The organism is Streptomyces xanthii (assembly GCF_014621695.1).
In the GTDB taxonomy this organism is placed as follows: domain Bacteria; phylum Actinomycetota; class Actinomycetes; order Streptomycetales; family Streptomycetaceae; genus Streptomyces; species Streptomyces xanthii.
Map to the genome: position 1 here is coordinate 1,534,369 of NZ_CP061281.1, position 16,016 is coordinate 1,550,384.

Below are 16,016 nucleotides of genomic sequence, written 5' to 3' on the forward strand. Positions count from 1 at the left end.
GATGTCACATGCGGGAGGCGGGGGCCTCCCGGGGGGCGTACAGAGCTAGTCGCACACTTCACAACCACTGGGAACCTGGGGGGTTCTGTGTGGCAGGGGGGAACTGTCGGCAGTGCGTTGCCGTCAGCGCGGGACGCGCTGGCGCACGACGCGTTCGGCCGGACGACGAACGACTGGGAACAGCGCTACCGCCGCACCGTGATAACCGGCGACACCGTGGCCACGGCCGTGGTGGTGGCGGCGATAGGCAACTTCTTCGGGGCCCGGGACGCGGCCAACTGGCACGAGAAGTGGGGCATCCTCGCCTTCGGCACCTGGCTCCTCGTCCTCGGCTCGTTCACGGTGAGCCGGGCGTGGGCCCCGGCGGTGCTCGGGCAGGGCGCCGAGGAGTTCCGCCGGCTCGGGCGCTCGCTGTTCACGGCGACCGTCGTCCTGGCCCTCGGCGGCATCGCGCTGACCTCGCGGAACATCAAACTCTGGATCTTCGTCGCGATCCCCGCGATCGCGCTGGTCACCATGACCGAGCGGTATCTGCTGCGCCTGTGGCTGCACAAGCAGCGCAAGGAGGGCAGATGCCTGCGCCCGGTGCTCGCCGCCGGGAGCCTCGCCACCGTGCGCGACCTGATCAACCGCACCCGTAAGTTCCCGCACATCGGCTGGCAGGTGGCCGCCGTGTGCACGACGGACGGACTCGGGCTCGACGGACACCTGGTGGACGGCGTACCGGTCGTCGGCCGGCTCTCGGACGTCGCCGGGCACGTGTGCCGCAGCGGCTACCGGGTCGTCGCCGTCACCCCGGACCCGCACTGGTCACCGGACCGGCTGCAGCGCCTGGCGTGGAACCTGGAGGGCAGCGACACCGAGATGGTCGTGGCCCCCGTGCTGATGGAGGTGGCGGGGCCGCGGCTGCACGTCGACGCGGTCCTCGGGATACCCCTGCTGCGGGTCAGCATGCCGACCTTCACCGGCGGCCGGCGGGCGGTCAAGGAGGTCGTCGACCGGCTGGGCGCCGCGCTCCTGCTGCTCCTGTTCGCGCCGCTCATGGTGCTGGTCGCGCTGCTGGTCCTGGTCGACAGCCGGGGCGGGGCGTTCTACCGCCAGCGCCGGGTCGGCAAGGACGGCCGGGAGTTCACCATCCTCAAGTTCCGCACCATGGTCGCCGGGGCGCACCGGGCCCGGGCGGACCTCGCCGAGCTGAACGAGGGCGCGGGACTGCTGTTCAAGATGCACCGGGATCCGCGGGTGACGCGGGTGGGCGCGGTGCTGCGCCGGTACTCGATCGACGAGCTCCCGCAGCTGTTCAACGTGCTCACCGGATCCATGTCGCTCGTCGGACCGCGGCCTCCCCTGCCGGAGGAGTCCGCGGCGTACGGACCGGACATCCGGCGGCGGCTGCTGGTCAAACCCGGGCTCACCGGCCTGTGGCAGATCAGCGGACGCAGTGACCTCCCGTGGGAGGAGGCCGTGCGCCTCGACCTGCGGTACGTGGAGGACTGGTCGCTCGCCCTCGACACAGTGATCTTGTGGAAGACGCTGCGGGCGGTGCTCCAGGGCCAGGGGGCGTACTGATGCGCACGGGGCGGCGGCGCCGTCCGACCGGCGTACGGACCGCAGGCCGAGGGGGCCTGCTTGGGGGGAAGGACGCGTCATGAGAGTCAGTGTGTTCGGGCTCGGCTACGTGGGCTGTGTGTCGGCCGCGTGCCTGGCCAGCATGGGGCACGAGGTCATCGGGGTCGACGTCAACCAGACGAAGGTCGACCTCGTCAACGCGGGCCGCGCCCCGGTCGTCGAGGAACGCATCGGCGAGCTCACCGCCGAGGTCGTGCGGACCGGCGCCCTGCGCGCCACCCGGGACGTGCGCGAGGCGATCCGCGACAGCGAGATATCGCTGATCTGTGTGGGCACGCCCTCGGAGCCCAACGGCAGTCTGTGCACCACCTATCTGGAGCGGGTCACCGAGGAGATCGGCGCCGCGCTCGCCGAGCGCGGCGGCCGGCAGACGGTCGTGTTCCGCAGCACGATGCTCCCGGGCACCTGCCTCAACCTGCTCGTCCCGATCCTGGAGAAGAACGTCGGCGGCACCGCGGGCGTGGACTTCGGGGTCGCGGTCAACCCCGAGTTCCTGCGCGAGGGCACCAGCGTGCGGGACTTCTTCGACCCGCCCAAGACGGTCATCGGCGAGCTCGACCCGGCCAGCGGCGACGCCGTCGCGGAGCTCTACAAGGGCCTGCCCGGCGACGTGTTCCGCGTCCAGGTCCCGGTCGCCGAGGCGATCAAGTACGCGGACAACTCCTTCCACGGCCTCAAGATCGGCTTCGCCAACGAGCTGGGCGCGGTGTGCCAGGCCCTCGGCGTCGACTCGCACCAGGTCATGGACGTCTTCCTGGCCGACCGCAAGCTGAACATCAGCCCCGCCTACCTGCGGCCCGGCTTCGCCTTCGGCGGCTCCTGCCTGCCCAAGGACCTGCGCAGCCTGGTCCACGCGGCGCAGCGGGCCGACGTCTCCGTCCCGATCCTCGCCCATGTGCTGTCCTCCAACTCCGCGCACCTGCAACGGGCGGTGGAGCTGGTCGAGCGCACCGGCAAGCGCAAGGTGGGCCTGTTCGGGCTGTCCTTCAAGCCCGGCACCGACGACCTGCGCGAGAGCCCCCTCGTGGAGCTCGCGGAGCGCCTGTTCGGCAAGGGCTACGAGCTGAAGATCTACGACGCCAACGTGAGCCTGTCCCGGCTGATCGGCGCCAACCGCGAGTACATCGAGGGCCGCCTCCCGCACCTCGCGCAGCTCCTCGCCGACTCCGTCGACGAGGTCCTCGAGCACGCCGAGGTGTGCCTCGTCGGCACCCGTGATCCCGCCGTCCTCGCCGCGCTGCCGCACGGCGGCGGCCCGGCGATCGTCGATCTCGTCCGCCTCCCCGACGCCGAGGCGCGCCGGGCCGAACCGGGGTACATGGGCCTTGCCTGGTGACACGTCGTACGAGGGAGCGGCCGCGCGCGGCGGGCACGGCCGGCGCGCGCTGATCCTCGTGGAGAACCTCTCGGTGCCCTTCGACCGGCGGGTGTGGCAGGAGTGCACGACGCTGCGCGACGCGGGCTGGACGGTCGACGTCATCTGCCCGCAGGGCAGCAAGCGCGACACCGAGCCGGAGGCGGTGATCGACGGGATCCGGATCCACCGCTACCCGCTGCGCGCGGCCACCGGCGGACCGTCCGGCTATCTGCGCGAGTACGGCTCGGCGCTGTGGCACACCGCGCGGCTGGCCCGCAAGGTCGGCCCGGTGCACGTCGTGCACGCCTGCAACCCGCCCGACCTGCTGTTCCTGCCCGCCCTGATGCTCAAGCGGCGCGGCGCCCGCTTCGTCTTCGACCAGCACGACCTGGTGCCCGAGCTGTACCTCTCGCGCTTCGGCCGCGGCGAGGACCTGCTGTACCGCGCCGTGCTCGGCCTGGAGCGGCTGACCTACCGGGCCGCCGACATCGTGCTCGCCACCAACGAGTCGTACCGGGACGTCGCGGTACGCCGCGGCGGACAGCGGCCCGAGGACGTGTTCGTGGTGCGCAGCGCGCCGCAGACCGACCGCTTCCAGCCGGTGCCGCCCGAGCCGGAGCTGAAGCGCGGCAAGCCCCATCTGCTGTGCTACCTGGGCGTGATGGGCCCGCAGGACGGGGTCGACTACGCGCTGCGGGCGCTCGCGAAGCTGCGCGACGAGCGGAAGCGGACCGACTGGCACGCGGTGTTCGTCGGCGCCGGCGACGCCTTCGACGCGATGGTGGAGCTGTCCCGGGAGCTCGGTCTCGACGAACAGGTGGAGTTCACCGGGCGCATCCCGGACGCCGACCTGGTGCGCTACCTGTCCACCGCGGACGTGTGCCTCTCCCCCGACCCGTGCAACCCGCTCAACGACGTGTCGACCATGAACAAGGTCCTGGAGTACATGGCGATGGGCCGGCCGATCGTCTCGTTCGACCTGCGCGAGGCGCGGGTCTCCGCCGGTGAGGCCGCGCTCTACGCGTCCGGCGACGACGAGTCCGCGTTCGCCGGCCTGATCGAGCGGCTCCTCGACGACCCCGACGAGCGGGCCCGGATGGGCAAGATCGGCCAGGAACGGATCGGCGGCCCGCTGGCCTGGAGCAACTCGCAGGCCTCGCTGCTCGCCGCGTACGCCGCCGCCTGCCGAAAGCGCCGCGCGCCCCGCATCGGACGGAGGCCACGCCGTTGAACGACGACACGCTGCGCCTGGTCACCATCGGGCGGATCCTCCGGCGGCGCTGGCGGCTGCTCGCCGTCCTCACCGTGCTGGGCGCGCTGGTCGGTTACGGCACCTCGGTCGTGTTCCCGCCGCGCTACACGGCGGCGGCCTCCGTCCTGCTGCCCGGGCAGTGGGAGGAGCGGGAGCTGTTGACGCAGGTGGACGTGGCGACGAGTTCGGCGGTCGTCGACCGCACCGCCGACGAGCTCGGCTGGACCGACGTCAGCGGTGAGGAGCTGCGCGAGCGGGTGAGCGCCGAGGCCGCCGACGGCAACATCATCACGATCTCCGGCACCTCCGACACCCCGCGTCACGCGCAGCGGCTCGCCGACACGATGGCCCGGCAGTTCGTGAAGTTCTCCGCGCGGCTCGCGGGCGGCGACGCCGACGCCCAGCCGGCGAACGGTCCGGAGGCGCTGCGGCAGAAGGTGGCCGAGACGAACCGCCGCATCACGGAGCTGGCGAACTCCGCCGACCCCGGGCGGACCGTGGAGAGCGTCCAGGCCCGTACCGCGCTGGAGAAGCTGCGGACCTCTCTGGAAGAGGCCATGACGAAGCTGGACCAGGCCGACCCGGCGAACGAGAAGGCCGGCATGGTCGTCATGGGCCCCGCGGCCCGGCCGACGAGCGAGGCGCCCCCGACCCGGGTGCAGCTCGTGGCGGCCGGGGCGCTGCTGTTCCTCCTGCTCGCGGTCGTCGGCCACCTCGCGGCGGCGCGGGTCAACCGGCGGCTGCGCACCGAGGAGGAGATCACCGCGGCGCTGGGCTCGGTGCTCCTCGGCACGGTCGACGTACCCGGTGAACGGCCCGCGCGGCGGCCCCGGGAGCGGGGCGCGCGGGCGCTGGCGCGGCGGCTGCTCGGCACGGACGTCCGCTGGGACCTGCCGGCCCCGCAGCGCTCCGGCGACGAGGCCGGCCGGCGCGTGCGCTACCGGCGGGTGTGCGCCCGGCTGCGGGACCGACTGCCCACCGCGCGGCGGCTGCTGCTCGTCGTGCCGGACGGCGACGAGATCGCCGTCCGCGCCGCGGGACAGCTCGCGGCCGAGGCCAAGGGCGATCCGCTGCTGCGGGTGGTCGAGGTGGCGGTGGACCGGCCGATGGTGCCGGACGCCGATCTGGAGTCCGGCGCCGTCGTCGTGCTCAGCCCGGGCAGCCGCACGGCGGAGGAGCTCGCGGGGATCAACGAGGCCTGCGCGGACGGCGGGCACGAGGTCGTCGGCGTCGTCGTCGCCGGCGCGGTCCGGGGCGGTCCGGCGCGGGCGGCCGGACCGGGGCCCGCGGACGACGCCACCGTGGCGCTCACGGTTCGCCACCACGCGACGGGAGGTTCGGCGTGACGACGAGCACGACGACGGAGGCGAACGAGACCACGGTCCTCCTGGATCTCCAGGGGCTCGTGGTGTCGGTGCGCAGGCGCCGCCGCCTGTGGGCCTCACTGGCCCTGTTCGGGCTGCTGGTCGGCGCGGCGGTGGCGGTGCTGCTGCCGCCGTCGCCGAGCGCCGCGACGAAGGTCCTGGTCGCGCACGCGGAGGACCAGCCGAACGACACCGGGACGCTGATCCGCACCGACGTGGAGGTGCTGGGCACCACCCGGATCGCGAACGCGGCCCTGAAGGAGCTCGGGTCGACGGAGAAGCCCGAGGACTTCCTGCGGGACTACCGGGGCACGGGCCTGACCAACAACGTCCTGCAGATCGACGTGAAGGCCGGCTCCGACGCGCAGGCGGTGGCCCGGGCCCGGGCGCTGGCCGACGCGTTCATCGCCGACCACGTACGGCGGATGCGGGACACCGCGCAGGCCGAGGCCAAGGCGCTGACCGACCAGCGGGACCGCATGCGGACCGAGCTGGAGGAGGTCAACCGGACGATCGGTGACCGCTCCCCGGACAGCGACCCCAAGGCGTCGGCGAGCCTGGAGTCGCTGTTCGCCCGCCGCGCCGAACTCAACTCGCGGATCGCCGACTTCGACCAGCGGGCCGAGGAGGCCCGCATGGGCACGCCGCGGCTCGTCGCCGGGACGCAGATCGTGGACGCACCGCGCGCGGTGCGTCACTCCCTGCCCAAGGCCCTCGCGACGAACGGCGCGATCGGTCTGGTCCTGGGGCTCGTCCTCGGTCTCGCCCTCGCCGCGGTCGGCACCGTGGTCGCGGACCGGCCGGTGCTGCGCCGGGACATCGCGACGCATCTGGGCGCCTCGGTGATCGCCGAACTGCCCCGCCGCTCGGGCCGCCGGTGGCAGCGCCGCCGCACCCGCGCGGCCCGCGAACGGCTCACCACGGCCCTGGCCCGCACGGCCCGGGACGCGGCGGAACCGGTGTCGCTGCTCGAACTGGGCTGTGCGCGCGGCACCGCGGTCATCGCCCTGGACCTCGCCGACCGGCTGGCGCAGGACGGGCCCGTGGTCATCGTCGACGGGCAGCCGGGGCTCCAGCTCGCGAGCCGGCGTCAGAAGCCGGGCGAGCCGACCGTGGTGAGCGGCGAGCGGGCGGCGAACGTGCCGGACGGGATGCGCCGGATCGGCGTCGGTTCCGTGGCGCCCGGCACGGCGTGGACCGACCTGCGGCACCTGGGCACGCACACCGTGCTCGTGGTGCGGGCCGGGCACGGCAGCGCCGCCTGGCTGCACACCGTGGCACGGCAGCTCGCCGACCAGCGGATCCCGGTGCTCGGTGTGGTGCTCGTCGACCCCGATCCGAAGGACCGGACCGACGGCACGCTGTGGGACGGGCTGCACACGGCGCTGCGCGGCCGCGGCGAGCGGACGGCCCGGCAGAACGGGGCGGGGCGGCGGCGCACGGAGCGCGCCGAGCGGCCCGCGCCGATGTGGGCCGCACGGGTCCCGGACAACGACCAGGAGGCGCGCTAGGCATGTGTGGCATCGCAGGGACGTACCGGTGGCCGGACGGGAAGCTCGTGACCGACCGGCTCACCGACACGCTCGCCCACCGCGGCCCGGACGGTTCGGGCCGGTACAGCCATCAGGCCGGTGACGGCGAGGTGCACCTCGGGCACCGCCGGCTGTCCATCATCGACCTGTCGGAGACCGGGACCCAGCCGATGGTCTCGGACGGCCTCGTGCTCACGTACAACGGCGAGCTGTACAACGCGCCGGAGCTGCGGGCCGAGCTGGCGGCGGGCGGGGTGCGGTTCCGCGGCACCTCCGACACCGAGGTGCTCCTGGAGGCGTGGCGGCGCTGGGGCACGGACTGTCTGCCCCGGCTGCGCGGCATGTTCGCGTTCGGCGTCTTCGACGAGCGCACGGGCGAACTGGTGCTGGCCCGCGACCAGTTGGGCATCAAGCCGCTGTTCCTGCTCCGGCGCGGCGAGGGCCTCGTGTTCGCCTCCGAGCTGAAGGCGCTCGCCGCGGCGACCGGCGGCTCCCTGGAGGTGGACCCCGGGGCGCTCGTCGCCTCGCTGCTCTACTACTGGGTGCCGGACTCGCGGTGCGCGTTCCGCGAGGCGGAGAAGCTACCGCCGGGGAGCTGGCTGCGGGTGCGGCCGGACGGGCGCACGGAGCGCGGCCGGTACTGGCACCTCAAGGAGGTCGCCGCCGAGGGACAGGAGCGGGCCCGAAGCGGTGAACTCCCGGATCTGGCCGCGATCGTGGAGGAGTCGACGCGGCGCCATCTGCTCTCGGACGTGCCGGTGGCGACGTTCCTCTCCGGGGGCCTGGACTCCAGCTGGCTGACCGCGCTCGCGGCCCGGCATCAGCCCGGGATCTCCGCTTACACGATCGGGTTCCGCGCGGAGGACGCCCGGTTCGAGGCCATGCCCGACGATCTGCGCTACGCCCGGCAGGTCGCCGCCCGGTTCGGGGTCGATCTGCACGAGATCGAGATCGCCCCGGACGTGCTCGACCTGCTGCCCCGGATGACGTACCACCTGGACGAGCCGATCGGTGATCCGGCCGCGATCAACACGTATCTGATCTGCTCGGCGGCCCGGGAGGCCGGGGTCAAGGTGATGCTGTCCGGGATGGGGGCCGACGAGCTGTTCGCCGGGTACCGCAAGCATCTGGCGAACCTGCTGGCGCTGCGCTACCAGCGGGTGCCGCGGCCGGTGCGGCGCGGTGTGTCGGCGGTCGTGGACCGGCTGCCGGTCGCCACGTCCCGCCGGGGCCTGCGCTCGGTGCGGTTCGCGAAGCGGTTCCTGTCCTTCGCGGAGCTGCCGGAGGAGACCGCGTTCCGGCGCAGCTACACGATGTACGACCGGGGCGAGCTGCTCGACCTGGTCGATCCGGACCTGGCCGGGACGGTCGAGGACGTGCTGACCGAGCACGCGGACGTGTACCGGGACAACGAGCTCGACGACTTCGTGAACCGCATGTGCCTGGGCGACGCGCGGATGTTCCTGCCGGGCCTCAACCTGGCGTACACGGACCGCTCCAGCATGGCCGCGTCGACCGAGGTGCGGGTCCCGTACGTGGACGTGGAGGTCGTGAGGGCGGCGTTCGCGGTGCCCGGCGACCGCAAGATCGTGGGCCGGCAGGGCAAGGCGGTGCTCAAGGAGGCGGCGACCTCGATCCTGCCGCGGGAGATCGTGTACCGGCCCAAGGGCCTGTTCAGCGCGCCGCTGCGGGCCTGGATGAGCCGCGATCTGGCGCCGCTGGTGCGCGAGGTGGTGCACGACGGGGAGCTGGTGCGCTCCGGGTTCCTGCGCCGCGAGGCCTTGCAGCGGCTGGTCGCCGAGGACGCCTCGGGGCAGCGGGACCACTCCAAGCACCTGTGGCACGTACTGACGCTGGAGCACTGGTACCGGAGCGCGACCACCGGGGCGGGGCGGGACACACACATGGCCGCTTAGCGGGACCTCGCAGGGCGCTGTTCGACAACTGGGCTGGAAACAAGGGGACTTCGAGTGAAGCAGGTTGTGCAGAACTACAAGAGCGGCGAGCTGGCGCTGCTCGACGTGCCGGTGCCGGGGTGCAAGCCGGGCGGGGTGCTGGTCCGCAGCGCCTTCTCGCTGATCTCGACCGGTACGGAGCTCATGAAGGTGTCCGAGGCCGGCATGTCGATGGTGGGCAAGGCCCGCTCGCGCCCCGACCAGGTGGCCAAGGTGATGCAGAGCGTGGCCACCAACGGGGTGCCCGCGACGTACCGCAAGGTGATGGGCAAGCTGGACTCCTACACGCCGCTGGGCTATTCGCTGTGCGGGGTGGTGGAGCAGGTCGGAGCGGGTGTCGACGACGTGGCGGTCGGTGACCTGGTGGCCTGCGCGGGCAACGAGCACGCGCTGCACGCCGAGCTGAACTGGGTGCCGAAGAACCTGTACTCCCGGGTGCCGGACGGTCTCGCGCCGCGTCACGCCGCGTTCGGCACCGTCGGTTCGATCGCCCTTCAGGGCGTGCGACAGGGCGAGCCGCAGCTCGGGGAGACGGCCCTGGTCATCGGGCTCGGCCTGATCGGGCAGCTCGTGGTGCAGCTGCTCACCGCCTCCGGGGTCCGCGTGGTCGGCGTCGACCCGGACCCGGTGCGCTGCGAGCTGGCCGAGCGGCTCGGCGCGGCGGCCTGCGGCGATCCCGAGTCGGCGGCCGTGACGGCGGCCGTCGCCGAACTCACCGACGGGCACGGCGTGGACCAGGTGTATCTGGCGGCCGGCGGCGGCAGCAACCAGCCGGTGGAGCTGGCCGCGCGCCTGGCCCGGGACCGCGGCCGGGTCGTCGACATCGGCAAGTGCCGCCTCGACCTGCCGTGGAACGCGTACTACGAGAAGGAGCTCGACGTCCGCTTCTCGCGCAGCTACGGGCCGGGGCGCTACGACCCGGAGTACGAGCTGGAGGGGCGGGACTACCCGATCGGCTACGTGCGCTGGACCGAGCGCCGCAACCTGGCGTGCTTCCTCGACCTCATGGCCCGCGGCCGCGTCGACGTGGAGCCGCTCATCTCGCACGTCGCCGGCTTCGGCGAGGCCGTCGAGACGTACCGGAGCCTGAAGGAGGGCGAGCTGAAGGCCGTCGCGGTGCTGTTCGAGTACCCCGGCCCGGCGGACGCGGCCGAGGCGCCGGAGGTGAGCGTGCCCACCGTGACCGTGAAGCACAGTCCGGTGCGGGCCGCCGTGACGCCCGTACGCGTGGCGTTCGTCGGGGCGGGCAACTACGCGACGTCGATGCTGCTGCCGCACCTGGCGGGCCGCGACGGCGTCGAACTGTCGACGGTCGTCACCACGACGGCGCTGTCCGCGGCCAACGCGCAGCACAAGTTCGGCTTCCACCGGGCGACGACGGACCTGGACGCCGTGCTCGGCGACAAGGACATCGACGCGGTGTTCGTGGTGACACGGCACAGCTCGCACGCCGAGCTGACCCGCAGGGCACTGCTCGCGGGCAAGGCCGTGTTCGTGGAGAAGCCCCTCGCCCTGTCCGAGGAGGAGCTGGCGGATGTCCTGAAGGCGGTCGAGGAGTCGGGCAACGACCGGCTCCAGGTCGGCTTCAACCGCCGCTTCGCGCCGCTGCTCCAGGAGGCCCGGCAGCGCTTCGGCGAGCGGACGGGCCCGGCGAGCCTGCGCTATCTGGTGAACGCGGGCCGGCTCGACCACGGCAGCTGGTACCTGCGCCAGGGGACGGAGGGGTCCCGGTTCGCGGGCGAGGGCGGGCACTTCGTCGACACGGCGAGCTGGCTGCTCGGCGCCGACCCGGTGTCCGTGTACGCGACGGCGTCCTCCGGCGAGGAGGACCTCCAGGTGCTGCTGCGCTACCCGGACGGCTCGACCGCCACGATCAGCTACGTCACGACGGGCGCCCCGGGCTTCCCCAAGGAGACCCTCGACCTGGTCGCGGACGGCAAGGTGCTGCGGCTCGACGACTTCGTGCGGGCCTCGGTGTATTTCGGGACAAGCACAGCCGGGCGCAAGCGGTGGGTCAGTTCGCGGCTGCCGAAGGCGCGGGACAAGGGGCAGGAGGCCGAACTGGCCGCGTTCGTCCGGGCCGTGCGCTCCGGCGGGCCGATGCCGGTGCCGCTGGAGTCCCTCGTCGCCACGACGGCGGCCACCCTCGCGGTGCGCACGGGACTGGCCGCGGGCGCACCGGTGACGCTGGCGAGGCAGCCATGACGATGAGCGCGGGCTGGTACCTGCGGCGGCTGTCCCGGATGGACCCGCGGGAGGTCGCGGGCCGGGCCGGCGACGCCGTGCGCCGTCGGCGGTGGCGGTCGGCGCCGCCCGAGGCCCCGGCCGTGTCCGGCGCCCGGTTCACCGCCGTGCTGCCCGCCGGGGCGCTCGCCGACGTGGCGCCGGACGCCGTGAAGCGGCTCGTCGCCGAGGCGGACCGGCTGATGGACGGGCACGCCGAGTTCTTCGGCGTGGTCCGCGACGACCTGGCGGACCCGGACTGGATGTTCGACCCGAAGACCGGTCGCCGGGCTCCCGCGGGCTACGCGTTCGACGTGCCGTACCGGGACGAGGACGCGGTCGGTGACATCAAGCAGATCTGGGAGCCGTCCCGGCACCAGTACCTGACGGTGCTGGCCGCCGCGTACGCGCTGACCGGCGACGAGCGGTACGCCGAACGCGTCGCGGAGCACCTGCGGTCGTGGTGGGCGGGCAACGCGCCGCTGCGCGGGGTGCACTGGGTCAGCGGCATCGAGCTGGGCATCCGGCTCCTGTCATGGGTGTGGGTGCGCCGGCTGCTCGACGGCTGGGCGGGCGCGCCCGCCCTGTTCGAGCACAACCCGGTGGCCCTGCACCAGATCTGGCACCACCAGCACTGGCTGGCGTCGTTCCCGAGCCGCGGCTCGTCGGCGAACAACCACGTGATCGCGGAGGCCGCCGGGCAGTCCGCCGCGGCCTGCGCCTTCGACTGGTTCCCGGAGTCGGTGCGGTGGCGCACCGACGCGCTGCGTCTGCTCGACCGGCAGCTGCGGGCCAACACGTTCGGCTCGGGGCTCAACAGGGAGCTGGCCACCGAGTACCACGGTCTGGTCCTCGAACTCGGCCTCGCGGCGGTGGCCGAGGCGGACGCCGCGGGCGCGGCGGTCCCCGCCACGACGCGGCTCGTGCTGCTGCGGATGACGGACGCGCTCGCGGCCGTCGTGGACGAGCGGCTGCGGCCCCCGCGCCAGGGCGACGCGGACGACGGGCACGGTCTGGTCCTGGACGGCGCGGACACCGGCCGCTGGGGCTCGCTGCTCACCACCGGCGCCACCGTGTTCGGCCGCCTCGACTGGTGGCCCGAGGTCACCGGCACCGACGTGCGCACCCCGCTGCTCACCGCGCTGCTGCGGCCGGGCGCGCCCGCCGTGGCCCGCCCCGACCGCCGTCCGGCGCACTTCGCGGACGCGGGCCTCACCGTGCTGCGCGGCGCGGACGGGATCTGGTGCCGGTGCGACGGGGGGCCGCACGGCTTCCTGTCGATCGCCGCGCACGCCCACGCGGACGCGCTGTCGGTGGAGGTCCGCCACCAGGGCGTCGACGTGCTCGCCGACCCGGGGACGTACTGCTACCACGGTCAGCCCGAGTGGCGGAGCTACTTCCGCTCGACGCTCGGCCACAACACGCTGGAGCTGGACGGCGCCGACCAGTCGGTGTCCGGCGGCCCGTTCCTGTGGACCCGGCACGCGACGAGCCGCGTCCTGCGCGCGACAGGGTCCCGCTGGTGCGCCGAGCACGAGGGCTACGAGGGGTCCGTGCACCGGCGCCGCGTCGAACTGGACGAGGAATCACAGGAGTTGACGATCGTCGACGAGGTCCGCGGCGGCCCGCGCCGGGACGTGCGCCTCGCGTTCCACCTCGGCCCCGCGATCACCGCCGAACTGGAGGGGAACCGCGCCGTGCTCACCTGGACGCGCGACGGCGAGGACCGCCGCGCCGTGCTCGACCTGCCGGGGCGGCTGTCCTGGCGGGCGCACCGCGGCGAGAGCACGCCGCCGCTCGGCTGGTACTCCGCCGGGTTCGGGCGCAAGGAGCCCGCGACGACGCTCGTCGGCACCGGATCCACCGACGGCACGGAGGGTTTCACCACCGTGCTCGGATTCCGCGGCTAGGGGGCGCGCGTGGCGATCAGGAGGAGGCACTGGGCGGGGGCGGCGGCAGCGCTGGCGCTGGTCCTGCCGGCCACCGCCGGGTGCACGAGCTCGCCGGACGCGTCGGCGAAGCCGGGTGGCGCGCCCACCACCTCGGGGACTGCGGCCACGACCGTGGCCCGGGTGTGCGCCGCCCCGGCGGACGGGCCCGGGAAGGCTCCCGAGGGCGCGGTCACCGTCGACCCGAAGGTGGTCGGCGATCTGGCGGCGAAGACGAAGAAGAGCCCGCCGAACACGACGTTCTGGCTGCGGCCCGGCACGCACCGGCTGGACCCGGACCGGTTCGCGCAGGTCATCCCGAAGAAGGGGGACCGCTTCGTGGGGGCGCCCGGCGCGGTGCTCGACGGCGGGAAGAAGAACCAGTACGCGTTCGGCGGCACCGCCGCCGACGTGACGATCAGCCACCTCACCGTGCAGGGCTTCGTCGCGCCGCCGGACGAGGGCGTGGTCAACCACGACTCGGGCGACGGGTGGGTGATCGAGCACTCCACGATCCAGCGGAACTCCGGCGCCGGTCTCATGGCCGGGGCCCGCCAGCAGGTCCGCGCCAACTGCCTGCGGGACAACGGCCAGTACGGCATGAACGCCTACAAGTCGAAGGGCCGGATCAAGGGCCTGGTCGTCGAGGGCAACGAGATCGTCGGCAACAACACGGGCGACTGGGAGAAGAAGCGGGAGGGCTGCGGCTGCACCGGCGGCATCAAGTTCTGGGCCGTGGACGGTGCCGACGTGCGGGGCAACTGGGTGCACGACAACCGGGGCACCGGCCTGTGGGCGGACACGAACAACAACGACTTCCGCATCGAGGACAACGTGCTCGAGGCGAACGACGGCGCCGCGCTGATCTACGAGACGAGCTACAACGCGGTCGTCCGCAACAACACGATCCGGCGGAACAACTGGGTCGAGGGCCGCGAGCGGGCCGACGAGGGCGACAGCTTCCCGTTCGCGACGGTCTATCTGTCCGAGTCGGGCGGCGAGCCCCGGGTCCCGGCCCGCACGGACAAGATCGAGATCTACGGGAACGTGCTGGAGGACAACTGGTCCGGGATCACCCTGTGGGAGAACGCGGACCGGTTCTGCAACAGCCCGGCCAACACCTCGTCCGGCGACTGCACCCTGCTCGTGCCGAAGACCTCGCGCTGCTCCGCGCCCGCGATCGCGAAGGAGCCGCTGTACTCCGACTGCCGGTGGAGGACCCAGCGGGTCGACATCCACGACAACCGCTTCGTGCTCGACCCGAAGGTCGTCAAGTGCAGGACGGAGTGCGGCCGCATGGCGGTCCTCGCCAACTACGGCACCTATCCCGACTGGTCGCCGTACAAGGGCGAGAAGGTCGCCGAGGCGATCACCGGCAAGCAGCACAACCGCTGGTACGACAACGACTACCGCGGCCCGTGGAGCTTCGTCGCCCACGACCCGAGCCGGACGCTCGACTTCAAGGAGTGGCAGGCGGGGCCGTACCGGCAGGACGCGGGCAGCACACTGCGCGTACGGGACGGTGACTGAGATGGACGGCGCCGCCGCGACACGCGCGCCCCGCACCGTCGGGGTCGTGTGGGGACTCCTCGTCCTCAACACGCTGGGCTCCGCCGGGGCCGTGACGATCGTCCCGCTGCCCCGCTCGGTCATCCAGGTCGTCACGATGGGGGCGCTGGTCGGCGCGTTCGCGCTGGCGCTCGCGGTCAACCTGCGGCTGCGCGTGCGGCCCAGCGCCTACGTGCTGCTGCTCTCGCTCCTGGTCGTGGCGAGCGTCATCGCGAGCGTGAACCTGGAGGCCGGCCTCGGCGCGCTGTTCCGCTGCGCCCGCCTCGCGCTGTTCGTCAGCACGCTGTGGCTGCTGAGCCGCTGGTGGGACGGCGGCCTGACGTTCGTACGGCACCACATCCGGATGTACTTCTTCGTCCTCGGCTCGGTCGCGGCCGGCCTCGCGGTCTCGCCGGGGGCGGCCCTGCCCGACCTGTACGGGGGCCGGCTGGTCGGCGCGCTGTGGCCGCTCACCCCGCCGCAGATCGGCCAGTACGCGGCGGTGATCATCGGGCTGACGGTGCTGCTGGTGCTGGGCCGCAGGACGGACCGGGCGAGCGCGGTCGTCGTCATCGTGCCGTCCCTCGTGCTGCTCGCCCTGACCCACACCCGTACCGCGACGCTCGGCCTGATCATCGGGCTCGTGCTGGCGATCGGCTCGCTCTTCCTGACGAGCGCGGCGGCCCGCCGGTTCTTCGGCTGGGCGGTGGTCTGCGCGACGGTCGGCGCCGTCGCCTTCGCCTCCGCGCTCCAGTCCTGGTTCCTGCGCGGCCAGACCGAGGAGAACTTCTCCAGCCTGACGGGGCGGGCCAAGGTCTGGGACGCGCTGCTCGCCGCGCCCCGGACCACCTCGGAGCAGGTGTTCGGGATGGGCCTCGGCGACAAGTCGTTCGGCGGGCTGCCGATCGACAACAGCTGGCTGGCGGTCTACAACGAGCAGGGCCTGATCGGGGTGACCCTCGTCGCGGCCGTCGTCCTCGTGCTCGGCGGCGTCGCGCTGCTGCGGCCGCCGTCGCTCCAGCGGGCCTGCGCGATCTTCCTCATCAGCTACTGCGGGATCGCCTCGTACACCGAGGCGGGCCTCGGCGACGCCTCGCCGTACCTGCTGCACCTGGCCGTCGCCGCCTCCCTGCTGGCGGTGCCCGCACAGGCCGCGCCGGTGCCGTCGCCCGACGTCCCCCGGCGCCGCACAGCGCGCCGCGCGCCCCGCCGTTCGGAGGTGTCCTGA

At 73.3% G+C, this 16,016-nt stretch carries 10 protein-coding genes; all 10 read left to right on the top strand.

All coding sequences use genetic code 11. The features are described from left to right. Positions 1 to 87: 87 nt before the first annotated feature. The 10 genes from IAG42_RS07110 to IAG42_RS07155 all read left to right on the top strand — a co-directional run bounded on the left by IAG42_RS07110 (position 88) and on the right by IAG42_RS07155 (position 16,016). Positions 88 to 1,569: a sugar transferase gene (locus IAG42_RS07110; RefSeq protein ID WP_188336177.1), complete on the top strand. Its 1,482-nt coding sequence runs from the start codon at positions 88 to 90 to the stop codon at positions 1,567 to 1,569. 79 nt (positions 1,570 to 1,648) lie between these two features. Next, a complete protein-coding gene (locus IAG42_RS07115) occupies positions 1,649 to 2,965 on the top strand; it encodes a nucleotide sugar dehydrogenase (RefSeq protein ID WP_188336178.1) in 1,317 nt (438 codons plus the stop codon). Beyond that, a complete protein-coding gene (locus IAG42_RS07120) occupies positions 2,955 to 4,217 on the top strand; it encodes a glycosyltransferase family 4 protein (protein WP_188336179.1) in 1,263 nt (420 codons plus the stop codon). The genes IAG42_RS07115 and IAG42_RS07120 overlap by 11 nt, the downstream gene beginning before the upstream one ends. Continuing rightward, the gene (locus tag IAG42_RS07125) at positions 4,214 to 5,584 is read left to right on the top strand and encodes a Wzz/FepE/Etk N-terminal domain-containing protein (RefSeq protein ID WP_188336180.1); all 1,371 of its coding nucleotides are present in this window, start codon (positions 4,214 to 4,216) and stop codon (positions 5,582 to 5,584) included. The genes IAG42_RS07120 and IAG42_RS07125 overlap by 4 nt, the downstream gene beginning before the upstream one ends. Next, entirely contained in the window at positions 5,581 to 7,113 is a 1,533-nt protein-coding gene (locus tag IAG42_RS07130; protein WP_188336181.1) for a Wzz/FepE/Etk N-terminal domain-containing protein, read from the top strand. Before IAG42_RS07125 ends, IAG42_RS07130 begins: the two co-directional genes overlap by 4 nt. A 2-nt stretch (positions 7,114 to 7,115) precedes the next feature. Further along, positions 7,116 to 9,050, top strand: coding sequence for an asparagine synthase (glutamine-hydrolyzing) (asnB, locus tag IAG42_RS07135; protein WP_188336182.1), 1,935 nt, complete (start codon positions 7,116 to 7,118; stop codon positions 9,048 to 9,050). A 54-nt stretch (positions 9,051 to 9,104) separates the two neighbouring features. Beyond that, positions 9,105 to 11,294 (top strand): bi-domain-containing oxidoreductase, encoded by a 2,190-nt coding sequence (locus IAG42_RS07140; RefSeq protein WP_188336183.1) that lies wholly within the window; start codon positions 9,105 to 9,107, stop codon positions 11,292 to 11,294. After that, positions 11,291 to 13,222: an alginate lyase family protein gene (locus tag IAG42_RS07145; RefSeq protein WP_188336184.1), complete on the top strand. Its 1,932-nt coding sequence runs from the start codon at positions 11,291 to 11,293 to the stop codon at positions 13,220 to 13,222. Before IAG42_RS07140 ends, IAG42_RS07145 begins: the two co-directional genes overlap by 4 nt. Before the next feature lie 9 nt (positions 13,223 to 13,231). Continuing rightward, on the top strand, positions 13,232 to 14,770 hold the full coding sequence (locus IAG42_RS07150; RefSeq protein WP_188336185.1) for a right-handed parallel beta-helix repeat-containing protein: 1,539 nt from the start codon (positions 13,232 to 13,234) through the stop codon (positions 14,768 to 14,770). A gap of 1 nt (position 14,771) precedes the next feature. Continuing rightward, positions 14,772 to 16,016 carry an O-antigen ligase domain-containing protein gene (locus tag IAG42_RS07155; protein WP_188341230.1) on the top strand — a complete coding sequence of 415 codons (1,245 nt, stop codon included), beginning with the start codon at positions 14,772 to 14,774 and terminating at the stop codon, positions 16,014 to 16,016.

Excerpts from the sequence above, each read along its gene's own strand:
- IAG42_RS07115 (WP_188336178.1), top strand. The coding sequence starts at position 1,649 with ATGAGAGTCAGTGTGTTCGGGCTCGGCTACGTGGGCTGTGTGTCGGCC.
- asnB (WP_188336182.1), top strand. The coding sequence starts at position 7,116 with ATGTGTGGCATCGCAGGGACGTACCGGTGGCCGGACGGGAAGCTCGTG.
- IAG42_RS07145 (WP_188336184.1), top strand. The coding sequence starts at position 11,291 with ATGACGATGAGCGCGGGCTGGTACCTGCGGCGGCTGTCCCGGATGGAC.
- IAG42_RS07155 (WP_188341230.1), top strand. The coding sequence starts at position 14,772 with ATGGACGGCGCCGCCGCGACACGCGCGCCCCGCACCGTCGGGGTCGTG.